Genomic DNA, 20,450 nt, shown 5'->3' with positions numbered 1-20,450 from the left:
CCCGCGGCCAGATCGCCGGCTCAGGCGCCGGCAAGGTGAAGTGGTTCAACCCGACGAAGGGCTTCGGGTTCATCCAGCCCGAGGGCGGCGGCCAGGACGTCTTCGTCCACATCTCCGCCGTTGAGCAGGCGGGGCTGCGCGGCCTCAACGAGGGTCAGACGGTCGCCTACGACCTCGAGCAGGACCGGCGGAGCGGCAAGACCTCGGCCACCAACCTGCGAGTCCAGGACTAGGAATTCGGCCGGCTCGGCTCCCGTCGCGCCGGCCACCTGTCGCGTGAAGCGCATCATCAGCGATAGAGAAAGGCCGCGCCTGCCGCGGCCTTTTCTTCGATTTCGCACCGCGCTGGTCAGAACAAGCCGGCCAGCAGGTTGATCGTCAGCGCAACGATGATGGCGTTAAAGGCGAAGGCCACCAGGCTGTGCACCGTGCCGATGCGGCGCAGCTGCCGGGAGGTGAACTCCACGTCGGCCGTGGCGAAGGCGACGCCGATGATCACTGCGAAGTGCACGAAATCCCAGTAGTCGGGGAACTCGCCGCCCGGGAAATTCAGGCCCTTCATGTCGTGGCCGTCGCATTCCGGGTTTTCATCATAGTATTCATGGGCATAGTGCAGGGCGAAGACCAGCTGCACCATCAGCCATGAGGCCGCGACCGTCCCGAAGGCGAGCGCGACGTGGCCGATCTTCAGCCAGCCGTGCCCGGCCTTGGCGAGCGACAGCTCCGCGGCGATGGCCGCCACGCTGGCCGCAGCGGCGATCAGCACAAGGGTCAGGATCGTCCCGCGGCCCTCGTCCTCGCGCTCGGCGCGGGCGCGGATGTCGTCCGGGCTGTGGCCGATGAACGCTGCGCTCACCGAGAGCATGAAGGCGGCGCAGACCACATCCCAGCCGACGACGCCGTCGGTGACGCCCGGCAGTCCCGGCGCGAACTTGGCGAGCCCGAGGCCAACCGTCGTCCCCAGGAAGAAGGCGCCCAGCAGGCGCGGACGGCTGGCGAAGACGCCCCACCAGGGCCGCCGATCGTCCGCCTCGGCCATCGCGCCGCTCTCCCAGCCGTCGAGAAGGCCACCATCGCGCGAGTCCGGACCCTGCGCCAGCGACCGACCCTGAACCGCCCCTCCGCCCAGGACGTTGTGAAGGCTCGCGATAGACACGCGAGGAGAGCATTTTCATGCGTAGGTTCACGGCCCTCGGCGCAGCCGCGCTCCTGGCCGGCGCCGGGACGGCCCAGGCGCAGGACGTCCCGCCCCCAGCGCCGCCCGCCGTGGCGGAGGGTGCGACGGACGCTGCGCTCCCGCCCGCTGCGGCGGAAGCCGCCAAGCCCGCATCTGGCCACGCGGCCAAGGCGACCGCCAAGAAGCCCGGCGCGGCGGAGACCGTCGGGGCCACGGTCGGCGGCGTGCTGGCGAGCGCCGCCGGCTCGGCCGCGGGCGGACCGCTCGGCGGCGCAGCCGCGGGGCTGGTGGGGCAGCGGGTCGGCTCCGGCCTGGCGAGCTTCGTCCAGCGCCTGTTCGGCGGCGGCCATAAGGCCGCAGCCGACTCCCCGGCCGCCGCCGCCGCGAGCGAACACGCGACCGACGCCGCTCAGGCGCCGCCCGCGCCTGAGCCTGCGCCCGAGTTCGCTTCCGCGCCAGCCGGCTCAGCGCCTGCGGAGGCGCTTCCACAGCCCGGGCCACCGTCGGTCGCGGCCGAGGCTCCGCCCCTGGAGCGGACCGGCGCCCGGCCGCTCAGCGCGCCGCCTGCACCGGATTGAGCCTGGCGATCCCACCGCCCGGCAGTTGGGTCTCATAGGGCCCGAAACGCGCATCGGGCTGCATGTAGTCGGTCGAGACGTACTGCGCGCCGGAGGCGAAGGCTGCGGCCTGACGCGTGCGGTCGTTCTTGCGCGCCTCGTAGGTGTCGGCGTCGGCGCGGGTGCGCACGATGTATCCCGCCTTCACGTCGTCCCGGATCCGCGTCTGCAGCTCGATCGGCTCGTTCAGCGTCAGGTAGGCGGCGGCCGGGCTGTCCTCACTGGGTGAGTTGATGAAGCAGACCCGCCCCTCCAGCGACTTGCGGGCGCCGCGATAGACGGCGACCACGGGGGGACTCTCGTCGAGCGCGAACATGAACTTGCCGCGCGCGCTCCTGAGCCTGGGCCAGCCGCCGGCCCGCACCGCCTCGCGGAGGGTGGCGTGGCGGCCCTGGACCTTGTCCGGCGTGATCAGTTCGCTTTCCGGAAACACCGAGCGGATCTCGGCGTCGATGGCGTCCATGGCCTTGGCGTCGAACGGCAGCAGCTTGACCGCGCCCGCAACCTTCAGCTGGTCCTGCTTGAGGTTCATGATGATCAGGATCGGCACGTGGTCGGGGTGGGCCTTCGACCACCGTCGGATCTCCTTCAGGCAGTCGACGAACAGCGGGCAGACCGAGCGGTAGTCGACGTCCGGCACGTGGATGACCTTCAGCCCCGGCCTGGCGTAGGGCGTCAGGTCATAGGGCGTCGTATCGGGGACCAGCTTACGGAACAACGGGCTCGTGTAGCGGCCGCCTGCCGGATCGTAGACGTAATCGAGCTCCAGCTGGCGCGCGCCATCGTTCAACTGTTCCGTCAGCGGCTTGTGGCTGTAGTCGAGCTCGGTCGCCGCCTTGGCGTTGGCCTTGCGAAGGAACTCCATCTCCTTGGGCGCGATCGCCATCTTGTAGGAATTGTGCGTGCCGACGACCTGAATGGCGTTCATCGGCAGGGCGTCGACGAGCGCGCGCGTACAGTCGGGCCCGCCCGACGGGTGCTCCAGGTCGCAGCCGGCGGAAACGGCGAGCGCGGCGGCGAGTGCGGCTAAGAGCATTGATGGCCCTCCCCAGGCCGCCATGGTGCAGCCTCGCGGCCGCGGAGGCTAGCTCCAAGGGATCTCGCGCGGCGGATCCGGATAGCGGCCGGCGAGGATATCCGGGAGAAGCTCGGCGATGCCGATCGGATGGACCGTCTCCTGCGCCGTGCGCAAGTCCGCGAGGCTCCACCAGCGGATGTCGTCGATCAGGGCGCGCTCGTGGGGAAGCCAGCCCTCGCGGCTCGGCTCGCCCCCGTCGCAACGGGCGACGATGTAGCTCTCCTTGATGAGCAGCGTCTCGCCCGGCTGCAAGGCGAGACGGCCCTCGCGGCGCCAGACCACCGGACCCATGGTCGCATCGACGAAGCCCGCCTCCTCGGCGATCTCGCGCCGCGCCGCATCGGCGACGCTTTCACCCGGTTCGAGACCGCCGCCGACGGTGAACCATTCGCCAGGCTCATCGGGCGCGCTCGCCAGCCGCCCCTTCATGAGGAGCAGCCGTCCAACCGGATCGAACAACAGCACCCTGGCCGCCCGGCGCTCGCGCATGGCGCATTCTATCCACAGAATCCCGCCAGGCGATGCGTCGCGCTATGAAAACCTTAAGGTGTAGGGCGCACCTTCACTCGTCATTGTAGGCGTAACCCAAGGCCCGGCCATGCCCGAGGAAATCCGCACCAGCAAGCATGATCTGGTGGCTCGCGTGGCCACGCTGGAGCTGCTCGTCGCCGATCTCGTCGACCTGCTGTGGCGCATCGATCCCGCCGCCATGGACCAGCTGGCGCTCGAGGCCGACAAGGACCTGCAGATCCAGCACAACCGCATCCCCCTCCCCGCCGGCGAGACCCAGCGCCTACGGCTGTTCAGCGTGCTGCAGGACCGCAAGCGCAAGCTGCAGCACCGGCGCGGCCGACAGGGCGAGGCGGCTTGACGTCCCCGCCTCAGGCGGCCGCGGACACGCCAAGGCCGACCCGCTCCCGCACAAGTGATTCGGAGCTATGGACGCGCCCCGAACCCCGGGCGTAGGCTTCCCCGGTCTGGGCGGTTGCGCGCGCCTGGTTGGTTGGTCACGCGACCGCTCTCAATCGCGCCATGGATGCGTCGAACTCCGGCTTTCGGGGGCGTCTGTGGCGCCCTCGGTGATGGGAGAACGACCGTGCCTATCCAATCTGCGGGGTCCGTCCGCGCCCTAGCGCTCGCGGGCCCCACGAATTCCGGCAAGACAAGCTTGATGCAAGCCCTGCTCGTGGCCACCGGGACGGTGTCCCGGACCGGCGGCGAGATGGTCGGCGACGCCAGTCCCGAGGCGCGAGCCCGCGGCCACTCGGTCGAACTGAACCTCGCCGGCTTCGACTTCATGGGCGACCACTACCAGGTTGTGGATTGCCCCGGCTCCCTGGAATTCTGCGCCGACCTCGATCGCTCGCTTCCCGCAGTCGATCTCGCCGTCGTCGTGGCCGAGCCCGATCCTGCGAAGGCGGCGCTGCTGCAGCCGACCCTGCGCGAGCTGGAGCGGATGAACGTCCCCCGCGCGCTCTTCATCAACAAGATGGACCAGGCCCGGGGTTCGCTGCAGGGGCTCCTGGAAGCGCTGGCGCCGGTGAGCAGCGCGCCGCTTGTCGCGCGCCAGATTCCAACCTTCGAAGGCGAGAAGGTCACCGGCTACATCGACCTGGCGCTCGAGCGCTGCTTCGTCTACCGGCCGGGCGAGCCCTCGCAGCAGATCGATATCCCGAGCGACCTGCAGCAGGCCGAGGCGGACGCCCGCTTCCACATGCTCGAGCAGATCGCGGACTTCGACGATGACCTCCTCGAGCAGCTGCTCTCCGATGCGACGCCGAGTCGTGACGCGGTGTTCGCGGACCTCGTGAAGGAGATGAACGAGGGCCTGATCGTGCCGGTGTTCTTCGGCTCGGCCGCCAACGGCTTCGGCGTGCGTCGGCTGCTGAAGGCGCTCCGCCATGAGACCCCCGGGCCCGAACGGGCCGCCGAGCGGCTGGGCGTGGAGAACGGCGCCTACGTGCTGAAGACCGCCCATGCCGGCCAGTCCGGCAAGCTCGCCTATGCGCGCGTGTTCGGCCAGGCCCTGGCCGACGGCGCCGACCTCACCTTGTCCAGCGGCGAGCACAGCCGCGCCGGCGGCCTCTTCGCGGTGCAGGGCGCGAACCTGAAGAAGGTCGCCTCGGCCCCGGTCGGCGACATCTGCGCGATCGGCAAGGTGGAGCAGGCGCACGCGGGCGAGATCCTGTCGCTCACCGGCAAGCCGCAAAGCCTGCGGGCTGCGGCTCAGGTGCGTCGGCCGCTGTTCGCCGTGGCGCTCTCGGCCAAGAACCACAAGGACGATGTGCGCCTCTCCTCATCGCTCGCCAAGCTGGTCGAAGAAGACCCCGGACTGCTGCTCACCCATGACCAGGAGGCCAAGCAGGTGCTGCTGGCCGGCCAGGGCGAGGGCCACCTGCGGCTGGCGCTCGAACGGCTGAAGCGCCGCTATGGCGTCGAAATCGACACCGACCAGCCCCGCACGCCGTACCGCGAGACCATCCAGAAGGCGGTGACGCAGCGGGCGCGCCACAAGAAGCAGTCGGGTGGCCATGGCCAGTTCGCCGACGTCACCATCGAAGTGAAGCCGCTGCCGCGCGGCTCCGGCTTCGTCTTCCAGTCGCGGATCGTGGGCGGCGCGGTGCCCAAGCAATGGGTTCCCGCCGTCGAGGCCGGGGCCCGCGACGGCCTCACCAAGGGCCCGCTCGGATTCCCCGTCACCGACCTGGAGGTCACGCTCACGGACGGCATGACGCACCCGGTCGACTCCTCCGAAATGGCCTTCCGGACCGCCGGGCGACTGGCGATCGAAGAGGCCCTGGCGGCGGCGGGCACCATCCTCCTGGAGCCGATCGAACGGCTGGTGGTCTATTCGCCCTCGCCGGCGGCTTCCAACGTGACCTCGGCGCTCACCGCCCGGCGCGGCCAAATCCTGGGGCTTTCGCCGCGTGAGGACTGGCGCGGCTGGGAACGGATCGAAGCCTACCTGCCGCAGAGCGAGCGGCAGGATCTGATCGCCGAGATTCGCGGCCTCACCCAGGGGCTGGGCGCTTTCGAGGCTGACTTCGACCACATGGCCGAGCTGCACGGCCGCCTGGCCGAGCTCGCCGCCCAAGCCGCGGCGAAAGCCGCGACGCCGGCGCATTGAGCCGAGCACCCCTCCCCGGCGCGTGACGGCGCTGGGGAGGGAAATGCGGGCCTTCCCTTTGCGTCAAGCTGCGATAGGCTCGCGCGCAAGCGCGGGACGACGTCGCGCCGGTTCGGGAGGAGTTCCATGACTGCAGTCGCCGCGGGCGCGAGGCCCGCCGCCACGCCGGGCATCGCCCAGCTCGCCTTCACCTCGCTCGCGGCGTCCAGCATCGAGTGGTACGACTTCTTCATCTACGGGACAGCCGCGGCGCTGGTGTTCCCCAAGCTGTTCTTCGCCGCCACCCTCCCCCCCTACGTGGCGCAGATCGCCGCCTTCTCGACCTTCGCGGTCGGCTTCATCGCCCGGCCGGTGGGCGGCATCGTCTTCGGACACTTCGGCGACGTGCTCGGACGCAAGCGCGCCTTGGCGACCGCGCTCCTGATGATGGGGCTGGCGACGACCGGCGTCGGTCTCATGCCGTCGTACGCCACCATCGGCGTCGCCGCGCCGGTCATCCTGATCGTGCTGCGCTTCCTGCAGGGCCTGGCCGTCGGCGGCCAATGGGGCGGCGCGGCCCTGATCGCCATCGAGAATGCGCCTGCGCACCGCAAAGGCTTCTTCGGGAGCTTTGCGCAGATGGGCGTGCCGGCAGGCGTCGTCTCGGCGAACCTGATCTTCCTGATCATGGGTTCGGTGGTCGCGCCCGAGGCGTTCGCCGCCTGGGCCTGGCGGATCCCCTTCCTGCTGTCGATCGCCCTCGTGGGCCTTGGGCTCTACGTGCAGCTCAAGCTGGAGGACACCGCCGAGTTCAAGGCGCTGCAGGCCGAGGCGGAGAAGAAGAAGGTGAAGCGGACGAGATCGCCCGTCCTGACGGTCATCGCCCGACACCCGAAGGAGGTGCTGCTGGCCGCGGGCTCGTTCGTGGCGGCGAACGGCACCTTCTACGTGATGATCACCTATGCGGTGGCCTACACGACGGGAACCCTGCATCTGCCCAAGACCTCGATCCTCTGGGCGGTGATGCTGGGCAGCATCATCTCCGCGCCCGTGCTTCCGCTGACCGCGGCGCTTTCCGACCGGCTGGGCCGCAAGGGCGTGTTCCTGGCGGGCGCGGCGCTCGAACTCGCCTGGGCCTTCCCGTTCTTCCTGCTGCTGAACACCGGCTCGTTTCCGGCCATGGTTCTGGCGCTGGTGGGCGGGCTCGGCTTCAACAGCGTCATGTACGGGCTGCAGGCGGCGATGATGACGGAGATGTTCTCGACCGAGTTCCGCTACTCGGGCGCCTCGCTGAGCTATCAGATCGGCGCGATCTGCGCCGGCGGCTTCGCTCCGATCATCTCCACGGCGTTGTTCGCCCGCTATCACACCGCCATGGCCATCTCGGCTTACATGGCGGCGCTGTGCGCCATCTCCTTCCTCTCCGTGCTCTTCCTGGCCGAGACCCACAGGCGCGAGGACCGCACACCAGCCAAGGCGAAGACGGCCGCCTAATCCAGATCGCCGCCGGCCTTCCCCGGGATGAGCGGACGAGCCTAGCGCGCCGCGGTCTGCGCAGTCCGCCAGTCGGCGGCGGTGACGGTGTAGAGCTGGACGACGTCGGAGAGCTGCTGACCCTGCGCCTGGACCGTCGCCTGCCGCGCCCGCGTCAGCTGACGCTGGGCGTCGATCACCTGCAGCAGGGTCCCGCCGCCCAGGCGGTAAGCGGTCTGGGAGTCGCGGGCGTTGGCCTCGGCGGCCGTCTGGGCGCGCATGAGGCTCGCCATCTCCTCCTGATCCGTGGCGAGCGCCGCCAGGACATCGGAGACCTGCACGAACGCGCGGATCACCGTCGCCTGATAGCGGGCGAGCGCGGCCCGCGCCTCCGCCTCCGCCTCCTTGCGGTTGGCCTTCAGCGTGCCGCCGTGGAAGACCGGGGCGGCGACGCCGGCCAGGAGCTGCCAGCCCGTGGCGCTGTAGTTGAACAGCTTCTCCGGCGTCAGCGCGCTCTGGGTAATGTTGGCCGAGAGGCGGATGTCTGGATACTGCGCGGCGACCGCGACGCCCACGTCGGCGGTGGCGGCGTGCAGCTCGGCTTCGGCGGCGGTGATGTCGGGCCGGCGCCGGATGAGCTCGGAGGGCAGGCTCACCGGCATCACGCCGGGCTGGGCGAAACGGGCCATGTCGAAGTCGGGGGCCGCCCATTCGGCGGGAGACTTGCCGACCAACAGCGCCAGCTGGTGGCGGGCGGCCGCCAGGTCGCGCTCCAGCGGCGGCAGCAACGCCTCATCCTCGCCGAGCTGAGTTTCGCCGCCGGAGGTGGCCGACGGCGCCTCGGAGCCCGCCCGCTGGGCGGCGTGAATCATGTCGAGCAGCTTGCGATCGTCGGCGACCACCTGCTGGACGGCGGCGATCTGGCTCCTCAGGCTCGCGACGCGCATGGCCTGCAGGGCCACGTTGCCGGAAAGCGTAAGATAGGCCGCGTCCGCCTGGCGGGCGGCCTGCTCGGCCCGCGCGCCCGCGGCTTCGCTCGCGCGCCGCTTGCCGCCGAACAGATCGAGGTCATAGCCCACTGTCCCGCCGACCGAGTAGAGGTTGATCGTCGGGTTGGAGAGCGAGAGGCCCGGAAAGCCCTTGAAGCCGAAGGCCTGCAGGTTGATCCGCTCGCGCTGCGCCAAGGCGTTGAGGTCGACCTGCGGCAGCTCGGCCCCGCGGGCGGCGGCGGCCTGCTGGCGCGCCCGCTCGAGTGTGGCGTTGGCCTCGGCCAACGTCGGGCTGCCGGCGAACGCCTCGTCCATGACCCGGTCGAGCTCCGGCGAGCCGAACGACTTCCACCACGGCCCCGCGATCCGTGCGTCCGGCGCGATCCTGACCGCCTCGGCGATGGGATCCCCGGCCATGGCGTAGCCCGCCGCGGCCGCGCCCTTCGGAGCCTCCGGGGTCTTGAAGTTCGGCCCCACGGTCGTGCAGGCGGCGAGCGCGAGCGCAGAGGCGCAGGCGCCGAGGAGCTTCCTATTCAGCGGCGGCATGGACGGGTTCCCCGCTGGCCTGAGCTTTCGGCGCCCGCATGAGCAGGAGCAGCGGAATGCACGCGAGCGTGATGTAGAGCATGATGTGGAAGACGGAGACATAGCCGACCATTGCGGCCTGGCGGGTGACTTCGTTGTTGAGGTTCATGGCCCCGGCCGTGGTGCCGGGGTTCATCATCGGCGGCAAAGTCGCCTTGAACACCGGGTTCGAGGCATCGAGCTGCGCGGCGAGGTTCTGGTGCGCGCCCGCCGACTGCGAGACGACCTGCGCCTCCATGATCGAGATGCCGATGCTGGAGCCCAGGTTGCGGATCAGGGTGTAGAGCGATGAGCCCTCCGGCCGCAGCACCGGCGGGACGGTGGCGAAGGCGAGAGTCGAGAGCGGCACGAACAGAAAACCGATGCCGAAGCCCTGGATCAGGCCGGAGACGATCACGAAGCGGGCGTTCATCGACAGATCGAAGTGGGTCATCTGCCAGAGCGCGTAGGCGTTCAGGGAGAGGCCGAAGAGCAGGATCAGCCGGGTGTCGATGCGCCCGATCAGCCGGCCCACGAAGAACATCGCGATCCATGAGCCGATGCCGCGCGGCATGGTCACCAGGCCGGAAGTCAGCACCGGGTAGCCCATCAGGCTCTGCAGCATGGGCGGCAGCAGCGCCATGGTGGAGAACAGCAGCACGCCCACCACGAAGCCGAAGGCCGAGGCGGTCACGAAATTTCGGTCACGGGCGAGCTGGCGATCGAAGAACGGATGCGACGAGGTCACGGTGTGGGAGAGGAAGATCCAGCCCGCGACGGCGGCGAGGATTGCGTAGGTGGTGATCTCGGCGGAGTGGAACCAGTCCTGGCTCGGACCGCGGTCGAGCATCAGCTGGATCGAGCCCACGAAGATCGAGAGCATGCCGAAGCCCAGGAAATCGAAGGGCTTGCGGCGGACGCTCCGGTCGCCGGAGATGAAGAACCAGACCCCCAGCAGGGCCAGGATGCCGACCGGCAGGTTGATGTAGAAGCACCAGCGCCAGGAGAAGTTGTCGGTGAGGTAACCACCCAGCGCGGGGCCCAGGATCGGCCCCAGGATCGCGCCGCCTCCCCAGATCGCCATCGCCTGGCCGTGCTGTTTCGGCGGGTAGATGTCGAGCAGCACCGCCTGGGAGAGCGGGATCAGCGAGGCGCCGGCCAGTCCTTGCAGCAGGCGGAAGATCACGATCTCGGGCAGCGAGGTGGCGATGCCGCAGAGCATCGAGGCCACGGTGAAGCCGGCGATTGAGACCAGGAACATCTTCTTGCGCCCGAGCCGGTCGGCGAGCCAGCCGGCGAGCGGCGTCATGATCGCCGCCGAGACGATGTAGGAGGTGAGCACCCAGGTGACCTGGTCCGCGCTCGCCGAGACGCTGCCCTGGATGTGCGGCAGGGCGACGTTGGCGATCGTGGTGTCCAGCGAGTTCATCACCGTCGCCAGCATGATGGAGATGGTGATCGGCCACCGGTTGGCGGTGTCTTGGGCCTCCGACACGGCGCGCGCCTCAGCCGGCGCGGCCGGGCGCGCGGACGTCGACCTTGACCTTGGCGGAGAGTCCGGCGCGCGCGGCCATGCCGGGCGGCGGGCGATCGAAGTCGACGCGCACCGGCAGGCGCTGCACGACCTTCACCCAGTTGCCGGTGGCGTTCTGGGCCGGCAACGGCGAGAAAGCCGAGCCGGTGCCGGGCGCGAAGCTCGCCACACGGCCTTTCAGGTGGGCGTCGGGATAGGCGTCCACGTGGATGTCCACCGGCTGGCCGACCTTCATGTGCGCGAGCTGGTCTTCCTTGAAGTTGGCCTCCACCCAGGGCTGGCCGGAGAGCAGGAAGAAGCCGGTCTGGGAGGCGTTGAGATAGGTGCCGAGCGGCATCTGGTCAACGCGGGTGACGATGCCGTCGGATGGCGCCACGACCGTCGTGTAGGAGACGTTGAGCTGGGCGCGCTGCAACTGGGCGCGGGCCTGCAGGACGGCGGGGTAAGCGTCGTCGCCGACGTTGGGATTTCCGCCGAGGACGGCGAGCGCCTGGGCCGCCTGCTGCTGGGCGGCGGCGAGCTGGTCGCGAGCCGCCTGGGTGGCGTGGACCGCCTGGTCGACCTGCTGCTGCGAGGCGACGCCGGCGCTCGCGAGCTGGTGCTGACGGCCAGCCTCGCGATTGGCGTAGCTCACCGCCTCCTGGGCCAGACGCACGTTCGCCTGTTGCTGCTGATAGGCGGCGCGTTGGGCGCGGAGCTGCAGCTCCGCGGCGGCGAGTTGCGCCTGGGCGGCCTCGGCGTTGGCCTGATAGTCGCGGGAGTCCAGCCTGAACAGCACCTGGCCCTTGCGGACGAGCTGGTTCTCGCGGACGTAGATGTCCGTCACCCGTCCGCCGATCGACGGCGCCACCGGCACCTTGGCGACCTGCACATAGGCGTCGTCGGTCGACTCATAGCGGCCGCCGGTCAGGACGAAATAGCCGACCGCCGCCAGGATCAGCAGCGGTCCTGCGATCATCAGCGGCCAGCGCCAGCGGCGCAGCAGGCCCGGCTTGCCGGCGTTCGGATCGACTTCGGCGTTGCCTTGGGCAGGGATCGCCTCGGCATCGCTCATGTCACGCATCGGGGGCCCCGGACGTCTTGGACGGACAAAGCAGGAGGGGCGCGCGCAAGGCTGCGGCGCCGGCTCCCGTTGCCAGTTCAGATAGTGTGCGTTCCTTGATGATCAAAATGATATGTCGTCACGGAATGAATGAGCCTGGTGCATGAATTCGCCTGACCTCAACCTGCTGCGTGTCTTCGACGTCATGCTCGAGGAGCGCAACGTCACCCGCGCGGGCGCCAGGCTGGGCCTTACTCAGTCGGCCGTGAGCCATGCCTTGAACCGCCTGCGATATTCACTGAACGACGAACTCTTCGTGCGGGGTCCCTCCGGCATGCAGCCCACTCCGCGGGCGCTCGAGATGGGGCCGCAGGTGCACGCCGCCCTTTCCCAGTTGCAGTCGGCAATCGTGCTCTCCGATTTCGATCCGGCCGTCAGCGAGCGGCGCTTCACGCTAAGCGCCGGCGCTTACGCGTGCGCCGTCCTCGCGCCGGCTCTGGTCGGACGCCTGGCGCGTGAGGCGCCGCTCTCGGAACTCGCCGTGGTCGAGCAGGCTCCCGACATCCTCGAGCGGCTGGACGCCCGCCGCGTCGACTTCCTCGTGGGCGGCGTCCTGGAGGCGCCGGAGCGCTTCGCCCGCGACGTCATCCTGACCGAGACTCTGGTCTGGGTGGTGCGCGCGGGCCACCCGCTCGCCACCGGAGGGCCGGTGGATCTCGCCAAGCTGAGCTCCGTTCCGCATGTGGTGGTCGCCCGCACCGCCGGCCCGGAGGCCGGGGCGCAGCGACGGGGCTTGGTCACCCAGGCGAGCTGGGAAGACGCCGGCGCCTTCGAGACCGCCCTCGCCGGGGCGGGCCTGAAGCGGCGCATCGGCGTGACCGTGCCGGACACCTACTCGGCGCTCGCCATCGCGGCCCGGTCCGATATGGCCACGCTGATGCCGCGCCGCCTGGCCCAGGTCTCCGCCCAGAGCGGCCGGATCAGCCTGATCGAGGCGCCCTACCCCTCACCCGCCGTGGAGGTCGCCTTGCTGTATCTGAAGGAGCGGCTTAACGAGCCGGCCGTCGCCTGGATGCGTGGGCTGATCGACGAGCTGGCCGCTGCGCTCTAGGCGCGCGCTGGCTCGACGGTCTGGAGCGGCCGCCGCCGCAGATAGAACTCCATCGCCAGCAGGTTGGGGACCCAGCACAGGAACGAGATCGCCCGGTAGCTCTCGATGTATGGCAGGCCGGTGATGAAGACGATCGGCAGGTAGAGCCGAAGGGTCACGGCCGCGAAAGTGAGCGCGAACGAGCGGAGCATCCATCGACGATGCTCATCGAAGCGGCGGGCGAGCGCCATCCGCCAGGCCTGCGCTGTCGCCGTCATCCAGACGAGCGCCAGCAGGCCGAAGCCTGCGGTCGCGATCGGCCCCGCCGTGGAGCCCAGCGCGAGGAGCAGGGCCGCGGACCCGCCGACCAGGCAGGCAGAGACATAGGCGCGGCCCGTCCATCGATGCAGGCGCGGGCGGCGCGCCCGCAGCCAGGGGACGAGCTGGAACGGTCCGATCAGCATCGCCGTGGCGGCAAGGCTCGCGTGGACGACCAGCCACGGCCTGGCGAACGGGTTCTCCGCGATGCCGGGCGGCGCGACGGCGCTGGGCAGGAGATAGTGAAAGGCGTAGAGCGCCACGCCTGCGCTCAGCAGCGCGACAAGGGCCCACCCGAGACTCCCGAGCCTGACCGGCATGGCCACCTCCGCCGCGAGGCTGCCGCGCGGCGGAGGCGCTGTCCAGTGAAGCCCCGGTAATCTACGCCGGCTCGGGCGCAGGCTGCGGCGACGTCAGCGCATCGTCGATCTCGCGGGCGCGGACCGCGGCGGGCCGGCTCATCAGCCGGTCGATATAGGCCCTGAAGACGGGCCTGGGCTCGATCGCGCCGAACTGGATGAAGAACCCGAGCTCGGAGCCGAAATAGACGTCGGCGGCGCTGAACCGGTCGCCAAGGATGTAGTCGCGGCCCTTCAGGGCCGCCTCGGCCGTGTCGAGCGCCGCCTCGATGGAGCCGTAACCCGCCATCCGGCCCTGCTCGGGCTTGGTCTCGAAGCCCAGCATCTTGTTGGTGACCGCCGCTTCGAGCGGTCCCGCGCCGAAGAACAGCCAGCGGTAGTAGGTCCCGCGCGCCTGGTCCGTGACGGCCGGGGCGAGGCCCGCCTGCGGGAAGGCGTCGGCGAGATAGGCGCAGATCGCGGCGCACTCGGTCACCACCACGTCGCCGTGCTTGATGGCCGGCACCTTGCCCATCGGGTTGATCGCCAGGTACGCGGGCCCTTTGAGGGTCGTGGCGTAATCGAGGATCTCGGTCTGGTAGGGCTGGCCGACCTCCTCCAGCATCCAGCGGACGATCCGGCCGCGCGATTGCGGGTTCGTGTAGAAGACGAGTTCGTCAGACATGGCAGGCCCTTTCATGGCTGTTCGGAGCCTAGCGCGTCCCGCTGACAACCTCGTGTCAGCAGATCGTGAGCTAGAACGGGGGCTCAGGCGCGCCGCGTGGCGGCGATGTAGCGACCGACGGCGGTCTCAAGCACGCCGAGCGGCAGCGAGCCGGAGAGCAGCACTGCATCGTGGAACTTGCGGATGTCGAAGCGGCCGCCCAGCGCGGCGCGGGTCCGGTCGCGCAGCCGCAGGATGCTGATCTTGCCGACCATGTAGCTGCAGGCCTGGCCGGGCCAGACCGCGTAGCGCTCGATCTCCTGCTCCGCGAGCGAGGCGGGGTCGCCGTCGGTGTCGGAAAGGACGGCGGCGGCCTTCTCGCGGCTCCAGCGCAGGGCGTGGATGCCGGTGTCGGTGACTAGGCGGCCCGAGCGCAGCAGGGCGTCGTGGATGTAGCCCAGCTCGCCGGCCGGATCGCTGGCGTAGGCGCCCATCTCCTGCGCCAGTTGCTCGGCGTAGAGCGCCCAGCCTTCGACGTAGGCGCCGAAGTCCGCCACCTTGCGCAGCATCGGCAGGTCAGCCTGGCGCTGCAGCGACTGCTGCAGGTGATGGCCGGGGATGCCTTCGTGATAGGTGGTGGTCGGCATGTCCCACCAGGGCGCCTCGGCGGTGTCGCGCAGGTTCAGCCAGTAGATTCCGGGCCGCGTCCCATCGAGGCTGCCGGCGGTGTAGTGCGTCGAGGCCCCCTGCTCCGTCTCCTTGGGAATGCGGCGGATCTCGAGCCCCGCCTTCGGCAAGGCGCCGAAATAGCCGGGCAGCCGCCGCTGCATGGCCCGGACGAGCTGGTCGAGGTCGGCGATCAGCTTCGCCTTTCCGGCGTCGGTATTCGGGTAGACGTACTTCGGGTCCTTGAAGAGCACGCGGTAGCGCTCGGCGACGCTGCCCTGGCTCATGCCGATCTTCCTGAACAGGACGTCGGCCCGGGCCGAGAGCTGCGCGCCGACGTCGAGGCCCAGCTTATGGACCTCCTGCGGCGTCATGCGGGTAGTGGTCCGGGATGCGAGCGCGGCGGCGTAGTAGGCCTCGCCGTCAGGCAGCCGCCAGACGCCGGGCTCGTGGACGGACTTCGGCAGCAGCTCGGTCAGCAGGGCCATCTGCCGCTCGAGCGCCGGAGTGACCTTGTCGCGATAGATGGCCGAGGCCTGGCCTTGCCAGTCGCCCGCGATCCCCTTGGCCTTGGCGCGATCGGCCAGCGAGGTGACGAGCGTCGACTGCTCGGCAGGCACGCGCATCGTCTTCATCTGGCCGAGCGCGGCCTTCAGGGCGAAGTCGGGAGGGATGACGCCGAGGCCCGCGTCGCGGCGCACCCGCTCTATCTCCTGGTCCATGACCCGCGCGAGCTCGGACAGCCTCGCCAGATAGGCCTCGCAGTCGGCGCGGGTCGCGATGGTGTGCTGGGTCGCCATGAAGTCCGGCGCGTCCTGGTAGGCGCCGGTGATCTGGCTCAGCACATAGGGCGAGCCTGCGCCCTCATCCCCGTAATGGAAGCGGCGGTTCGCCGCGTCGGTGGTCTCGAGGTCGTAGAAGACGGCTTCGTAGTTCACCGCCGGCATGCCCGAGAGGACCTTGCGGTCGAGGCCGGAGAGCCGGGCGAGCTGGTCCGCGGTGCGCCGTTTGCGGCGCTCGAGATCGGCGACGGAGGCCTGGTGCAGCTTCGATTTCAGGTCGGCATGGGGCCCGATGTCCAGGCCAAGCGAGGTGGCGAGCTCTGGCGAGTCCGCCAAGTCCTCGGCGAAGAACTGGTCCAGAAGCAGCGAAAGCCTCTGCTCAGCGCCGGGCGTAGCGGATGCTGGGGCCGCCACGGCGCGAGCGGCGAGCGCCGCGCCGCCGGCGGCCGTAAGGAGAAGGTCTCGACGATCGAGCATGCGGGGTCCCGGCGGTTGCTTACGACGCTGGATGGGCGGCTGAAAAGCTGAGACGCTCGCGACCATGAGCGAGATCCTGGGCCGTAGCCGAATTCCCCCACTTCCGTCCCAGCCAGCGGGCGTTCCTTGGCCCACCGCCGCCTGGCCGGAAGGCCCTCTCCCGGAGCTCTCGCAGACCGGTTTCGGCGAGATGATCGCGGCGGCGTTCCGGGACCGCGCGTCCGAGCGGCTGGGCGAGACGCACGCCCTGCTGATCGCCCAGGGCGGCCGGCTGGCCTTCGAGCGTTATGGCGAGGGGTTCGGGCCGGACCAGACCTATCCCTCCTGGTCGATGGCCAAGAGCATCACCCATGCCCTGGTGGGGATCGCCGTCGGCGACGGCCGGATCGACCCTCGCGCGCCGATCGATGCGCCCGAGTGGCGGAGGCCTGGCGATCCGCGCGCCGCCATCACGCTCGATCAGCTGCTGCGCATGTCGAGCGGCCTGCGCTGGATCGAGGAATATGTGCCGGGCGAGCCGTCGAACGTCATCGAGATGCTCTACGGACCGGGCCAGGCAGACGTCGCGGCCTACGCGGCCTCGGTCCCGCTGGAGCACGCGCCGGGCAGCTTCTTCTATTATTCGAGCGGGACCACCAACATCGTGAGCCGGGCGCTCGCCCGCGCGATCGGCGCCTTCGGCCCCGACTTCGAGGCCTTCATGCGCCAGCGACTGTTCGAGCGCATCGGCATGCGAAGCCCGGCCCCGAAGTTTGATCCGGCGGGGACCTTCATCGGCTCGTCTTTCTGCTTCTGCACGGCGCGGGACTTCGCGCGCTTCGGCCTCCTCTACCTCAGGGGCGGCGTCTGGGACGGCCGGCGCATCCTGCCGGAGGGCTGGGTCGACTCTGCGCGCACGCCCACCTGGCAGCAGGCGGGCGCGGAAGAGGCGGACGGGCGCTACGGCGCCCATTGGTGGCTCGACCGTGGCGGCGAGGGCTCGTTCGCGGCGCTGGGCTACGACGGCCAGTGCACCATCTGTGTCCCCGACCTCGACCTGGTGCTCGTGCGTCACGGCGCGACGCCGCTCGACAAGAAGGAAAACCTCCGTCTCTGGGTGGCCGAGCTGGTGGAGTGCTTCCGCCGGGCTAACTGACGGCCTCAGCTCTGCGCCCCGCTCCGGTCGCCATCGTCTCCGGCCACGGATCGACGGTGACGCGGCGCATGTGCCGGCGCTGGCCCGGGTAATCGTTCAGCGCGAAGTGCCAGACCGAGCGATTGTCCCAAAACGCGACCGAGCCCTTCGCCCACTGGAACCGGCAGGTGAAGGCCTCGTAGCGGCAGTGCTGGAAAAGGAAGTCGAGGAGCGGCTTCGATTCCCGCGCCGTCCAGCCGTCGAAGCGGATTGTGAAGGCCGGATTGACGTAGAGCGCCTTGCGGCCGGTCTCCGGATGCGGGAGCACCACCGGATGCACGTACTCGCCGGCGAGGCCTTCGGCTTCGGCGATCGCCATCGAGGATCGCTTCTGGGCGGAATGGCCGGCCGCGGAATATTCCCGGTTCGCGGAGTGGACCGCCTTGAGGCCCTCGAGCGTGCGCTTCAGGCCCGGCGAGAGCGCCTCGTAGGCGGCCGCCTGGCTGGCGAACAGCGTGTCGCCGCCCCACTCCGGGATCTCCACGGCGTAGAGGATCGAGCCGATCGCCGGCCGTTCCAGGAAGCTCATGTCCGAATGCCAGCCGCCGCCGAAGTTCAGCTTGTCCTGCGGCTCCTTGATGATCTCCATCAACTCGGGATGGTCGGTCATTCCGGCGACATAGGGGTGGATATTCAGCGGGCCGAAGCGTGCGCCGAAGCGGACCTGCTGGTCGGGCGTGAGCTGCTGGTCGCGGAAGAAGATCACCTGGTGCGCGTTGAGCGCTGCGCGGATGGCGGCGATCACGCGATCGGAAAGCTCGCGGGAGATGTCGACTCCCTCGATCTCGGCGCCGAGCGCGCCGGCGGTGCGGCGGATCTTCAGGGTCTCGGACATGGCGCGCCTCCTGGGCTGACGGCCAGGTCATGATACAGTAGCCGCCGGAGGTCGGAACCATGGACGCGATCGCCGCCCGCTTCGACGTCGACGCCCACGCGGCGCGCATGCGCAAGGACGGTTACACCGTGATCGAGGATTTCCTCGACGCGGCGGCGCTGGCTTCCTTCAGGGAGAGCCTCGCGCCCTATCTGGGCAGCCACCATGGCCGCAACGACTTCGAGGGATTCAAGACCGAGCGCATCTACACCCTGGTCGCGCGTGGCAGGATCTTCGAGCAGATCGCCGCCGATCCGCGGCTGATGGCGCTGATCGGGCGTTTCCTGCGGCCCAACTTCCTGCTCTCGGCGAGCCACGCGATCAATCTCGGACCCGGCGAGACGCCGCAGAACATCCATTCCGACGACGGATTCTATCACCAGCGGCGGCCGCGGGCGCCGATCGGGGTGAGCGTGATCGGGGCGATCTCCGGGTTCACCAAGCAGAACGGCGCGACCGAGATCATCCCGGGCAGCCATCTCTGGGGCGAACCCGATGGAGAGGGCTGGCCGAAGGACCGGGGCGAGCTCGCGAACATGCTGGTTCCCATGGAGATTCCGGCCGGAGCGGCGCTGGTCTTCCCCGGAACGCTGCTGCACCGCGGCGGCGCCAACGTGACGGACCGGCCGCGGCTCGGCTTCACCAACCAGTACTGCGAGCCCTGGGCGCGGCCGCAGGAGAACTTCTGGCTCTCCGTGCCGAAGGAAATGGTGCGGGCGATGCAGCCGCAGGTTCAGAAGCTGCTCGGCTACGAGATCGCCCCGCCGTTCCTCGGCATGGTCACCGCCTCGCATCCGGCGAAGTCGCTGGAGCCGGACTGGGTCCCGCCGGTGCTGACGCAAGCTCCCCGCGCTAGCTGAGGGTCCGCTCCCAAAGCGCGAACAGCCGCTCCCAGTGCCGCTCGGCCGCGGGCTTGTCGTAGACCGCGCGCTGCGGGAAGGCGAAGCCGTGGTGGACGCCCGCATAGAGCTCGACCTCGGCGTTGAGATTCCTGGCTTTCACCGACTGGTCCAGCGCCTCGACCGTTTCCAGCGGCGCCCAGGTGTCGTGTTCGGCGCAGGCGAAATAGAGCTCACCTTGCGCCTTGACGGCGGCCAGGTGCGGGCTGTCGGCCTCGTCGGTGACCAGCCGCACGCCGTAGATCGAGGCCGCCGCCGCCACCCGCTCGGGCCAGCGCGCCGCGAAATTGATCGCGTATTGGCCGCTCATGCAGTAGCCGAGCGTCGCGATCGGTCCCGCTCCCGCCGCGGGGTCGCGGTCGGCGAAGTCGAGCAGCGCGTCCCCATCGTCCATCACCAGCGGGATGGTGAGCGAGTTCATCAGATCGAACATGCGCTCGCGGGCCTCCGCCTCCGGCAGGGGCGGCAGGTCCTTCAGCTCCATCACGCCGCGGCGGTAGTAGAGGTTCGGCAGCATCACGTAGTAGCCGACGCTCGCGATCCGCCGGGCCATGTCGCGCAGCTCCTCGCGGATCGCCGGGGCGTCCATGAAGAACAGCACGACCGGATGCGGCCCGTTCCGCTCCGGATGGACAATGAAGGTCGTGCTCGCCCCGGCCTTGGTGGCGATGTCGACGGTCTGCTCGATCATCCGGCCGCTACACCAGCTCGGTCGGCCGGACTTCGATCTCCTTCAGGAACGGCTCGGCGTAGTCGATGCGGCCGGTCATGGTCTTGGGATCGCCGGAGGCCAGCCGGAACACCGCCTCGGCGATGTACTCGATCGGCTGCACGCGCGCGCGCGTCTGGTCGTTGACCAGGCCGTGCAGCAGGGTGCCAGGCGTCTCGACGAGGCCCGGCGAGACCACGTTGACGGCGATGTTGTCGTCATAGACCTCGGAGGCGAGACCGGTGGTGAAGCGCTCCAGCGCCGCCTTGCACATGCCATAGACGGTGCCGCCGCGGCCGCCCCGCTGCTGGTAGGGCTGCTTCGGGTGGATGCCGGCGCCCGAGGAGATGTTGACGATCCAGCCCTGCTTGCGCTCCCGCATCGAGGGCAGGACCATCTGCGACAGATGGAACGGCGCATAGACCTGCACCTCCATCATCAGCTTGAAGCGCTTCTCGGTGAACTCCGTGACCGGCATGAAGTAGGTGATCGCCGCATTGTTCACGAGGATGTCCACGGGACCGTAGGTGTCGACGGTGTCGGCCACCAGCCGCTCGCGGTCGACGGCCTGGGCGAGATCGGCCTTGATGAAGGTCGCCTCGCCCCCCGCCTTGCGGATGCGGTCCACCGTCTCGTGCAGCGTTCCGGGCAGGCGGGTGTTCTCGCCGGCCTCGGCGGTGCGGGCCGAGGCAACCACCTTGGCCCCCTCCATCGCGAGCCGCGTGGCGATCGCCTCGCCGATGCCACGGCTCGCGCCGGTGACGATGGCGACCTTGCCCGTGAGCTTGCCGTTCGCATTGATGCTGGCCATCGGGGCCTCCCTGAAATCCATTTTGTCGCAATGCCCAACCGAAGCGCGCCCAGCGGCCGAGCGCAAGG

The 20,450-nt window shown here is 69.6% G+C and carries 20 protein-coding genes; 8 read left to right on the top strand and 12 right to left on the bottom strand.

Features of this window, described 5'->3' with window-relative positions:
• Window positions 1-35: 35 nt before the first annotated feature.
• Window positions 36-233, top strand: a complete 198-nt coding sequence (locus tag Q0W60_RS05610) for a cold-shock protein (protein WP_297693414.1) — start codon at window positions 36-38, stop codon at window positions 231-233.
• 116 nt (window positions 234-349) lie between these two features.
• On the opposite strand, the gene Q0W60_RS05605 is transcribed toward Q0W60_RS05610, so the two are convergent.
• Window positions 350-1,039, bottom strand: coding sequence for a DUF1345 domain-containing protein (locus Q0W60_RS05605; RefSeq protein WP_297693408.1), 690 nt, complete (start codon window positions 1,037-1,039; stop codon window positions 350-352).
• A gap of 134 nt (window positions 1,040-1,173) precedes the next feature.
• Here Q0W60_RS05605 and Q0W60_RS05600 point away from each other — a divergent pair, with 134 nt between their 5' ends.
• Window positions 1,174-1,755, top strand: a complete 582-nt coding sequence (locus Q0W60_RS05600) for a hypothetical protein (RefSeq protein WP_297693406.1) — start codon at window positions 1,174-1,176, stop codon at window positions 1,753-1,755.
• Here the strand turns inward: Q0W60_RS05600 and Q0W60_RS05595 are convergent.
• Window positions 1,730-2,830, bottom strand: a complete 1,101-nt coding sequence (locus Q0W60_RS05595; RefSeq protein ID WP_297693404.1) for a phosphatidylinositol-specific phospholipase C1-like protein — start codon at window positions 2,828-2,830, stop codon at window positions 1,730-1,732. The two genes, Q0W60_RS05600 and Q0W60_RS05595, sit on opposite strands and share 26 nt — an antisense overlap.
• Before the next feature lie 48 nt (window positions 2,831-2,878).
• On the bottom strand, window positions 2,879-3,361 hold the full coding sequence (locus Q0W60_RS05590; RefSeq protein WP_297693402.1) for an NUDIX domain-containing protein: 483 nt from the start codon (window positions 3,359-3,361) through the stop codon (window positions 2,879-2,881).
• Between the two features lie 109 nt (window positions 3,362-3,470).
• Between Q0W60_RS05590 and Q0W60_RS05585 the strand changes: the two genes are divergently transcribed.
• From Q0W60_RS05585 to Q0W60_RS05575, 3 genes are all read left to right on the top strand, one after another.
• Window positions 3,471-3,743, top strand: coding sequence for a hypothetical protein (locus tag Q0W60_RS05585; RefSeq protein ID WP_297693400.1), 273 nt, complete (start codon window positions 3,471-3,473; stop codon window positions 3,741-3,743).
• 165 nt (window positions 3,744-3,908) lie between these two features.
• Window positions 3,909-5,999, top strand: coding sequence for an elongation factor G (locus Q0W60_RS05580; protein WP_297693398.1), 2,091 nt, complete (start codon window positions 3,909-3,911; stop codon window positions 5,997-5,999).
• 126 nt (window positions 6,000-6,125) lie between these two features.
• Window positions 6,126-7,472 (top strand): MFS transporter, encoded by a 1,347-nt coding sequence (locus Q0W60_RS05575; RefSeq protein ID WP_297693396.1) that lies wholly within the window; start codon window positions 6,126-6,128, stop codon window positions 7,470-7,472.
• A gap of 41 nt (window positions 7,473-7,513) precedes the next feature.
• Here Q0W60_RS05575 and Q0W60_RS05570 read toward each other — a convergent pair whose 3' ends face one another.
• From Q0W60_RS05570 to Q0W60_RS05560, 3 genes are read right to left on the bottom strand one after another with little or no spacing between them, the layout of a single operon-like run.
• Window positions 7,514-8,986: an efflux transporter outer membrane subunit gene (locus Q0W60_RS05570; protein WP_297693394.1), complete on the bottom strand. Its 1,473-nt coding sequence runs from the start codon at window positions 8,984-8,986 to the stop codon at window positions 7,514-7,516.
• Window positions 8,970-10,499, bottom strand: a complete 1,530-nt coding sequence (locus tag Q0W60_RS05565) for a DHA2 family efflux MFS transporter permease subunit (protein ID WP_297693392.1) — start codon at window positions 10,497-10,499, stop codon at window positions 8,970-8,972. Before Q0W60_RS05565 ends, Q0W60_RS05570 begins: the two co-directional genes overlap by 17 nt.
• 10 nt (window positions 10,500-10,509) lie before the next feature.
• Entirely contained in the window at window positions 10,510-11,601 is a 1,092-nt protein-coding gene (locus tag Q0W60_RS05560; RefSeq protein WP_297693390.1) for an HlyD family secretion protein, read from the bottom strand.
• Window positions 11,602-11,743: 142 nt separating this feature from the next.
• Here Q0W60_RS05560 and Q0W60_RS05555 point away from each other — a divergent pair, with 142 nt between their 5' ends.
• Window positions 11,744-12,691, top strand: coding sequence for a LysR family transcriptional regulator (locus tag Q0W60_RS05555; RefSeq protein ID WP_297693388.1), 948 nt, complete (start codon window positions 11,744-11,746; stop codon window positions 12,689-12,691).
• Here the strand turns inward: Q0W60_RS05555 and Q0W60_RS05550 are convergent.
• The 3 genes from Q0W60_RS05550 to Q0W60_RS05540 all read right to left on the bottom strand — a co-directional run bounded on the left by Q0W60_RS05550 (window position 12,688) and on the right by Q0W60_RS05540 (window position 15,915).
• Window positions 12,688-13,308 carry a DUF2306 domain-containing protein gene (locus tag Q0W60_RS05550; RefSeq protein WP_297693387.1) on the bottom strand — a complete coding sequence of 207 codons (621 nt, stop codon included), beginning with the start codon at window positions 13,306-13,308 and terminating at the stop codon, window positions 12,688-12,690. The two genes, Q0W60_RS05555 and Q0W60_RS05550, sit on opposite strands and share 4 nt — an antisense overlap.
• A 61-nt stretch (window positions 13,309-13,369) precedes the next feature.
• Entirely contained in the window at window positions 13,370-14,011 is a 642-nt protein-coding gene (locus Q0W60_RS05545; protein WP_297693385.1) for a glutathione S-transferase family protein, read from the bottom strand.
• A gap of 83 nt (window positions 14,012-14,094) precedes the next feature.
• Window positions 14,095-15,915 (bottom strand): DUF885 family protein, encoded by a 1,821-nt coding sequence (locus Q0W60_RS05540; protein ID WP_297693383.1) that lies wholly within the window; start codon window positions 15,913-15,915, stop codon window positions 14,095-14,097.
• Between the two features lie 190 nt (window positions 15,916-16,105).
• Here Q0W60_RS05540 and Q0W60_RS05535 point away from each other — a divergent pair, with 190 nt between their 5' ends.
• Window positions 16,106-17,050, top strand: a complete 945-nt coding sequence (locus Q0W60_RS05535; protein ID WP_297693381.1) for a serine hydrolase — start codon at window positions 16,106-16,108, stop codon at window positions 17,048-17,050.
• Here Q0W60_RS05535 and Q0W60_RS05530 read toward each other — a convergent pair.
• Window positions 17,043-17,924, bottom strand: coding sequence for a TauD/TfdA family dioxygenase (locus Q0W60_RS05530; protein WP_297693379.1), 882 nt, complete (start codon window positions 17,922-17,924; stop codon window positions 17,043-17,045). The genes Q0W60_RS05535 and Q0W60_RS05530 overlap by 8 nt on opposite strands.
• 59 nt (window positions 17,925-17,983) lie before the next feature.
• Here Q0W60_RS05530 and Q0W60_RS05525 point away from each other — a divergent pair, with 59 nt between their 5' ends.
• On the top strand, window positions 17,984-18,823 hold the full coding sequence (locus Q0W60_RS05525; protein WP_297693377.1) for a phytanoyl-CoA dioxygenase family protein: 840 nt from the start codon (window positions 17,984-17,986) through the stop codon (window positions 18,821-18,823).
• On the opposite strand, the gene Q0W60_RS05520 is transcribed toward Q0W60_RS05525, so the two are convergent.
• A complete protein-coding gene (locus tag Q0W60_RS05520; protein WP_297693375.1) occupies window positions 18,816-19,553 on the bottom strand; it encodes a dienelactone hydrolase family protein in 738 nt (245 codons plus the stop codon). The genes Q0W60_RS05525 and Q0W60_RS05520 overlap by 8 nt on opposite strands.
• 7 nt (window positions 19,554-19,560) lie before the next feature.
• A complete protein-coding gene (locus Q0W60_RS05515) occupies window positions 19,561-20,382 on the bottom strand; it encodes an SDR family NAD(P)-dependent oxidoreductase (RefSeq protein WP_297693374.1) in 822 nt (273 codons plus the stop codon).
• Between the last annotated feature and the right edge of the window lie 68 nt (window positions 20,383-20,450).

The organism is Phenylobacterium sp., assembly GCF_025934275.1.
Lineage (GTDB): Bacteria > Pseudomonadota > Alphaproteobacteria > Caulobacterales > Caulobacteraceae > Phenylobacterium.
The sequence above is the reverse complement of the archived record's forward strand: the minus strand, read 5'-3'. Positions and strand labels throughout refer to the sequence as shown.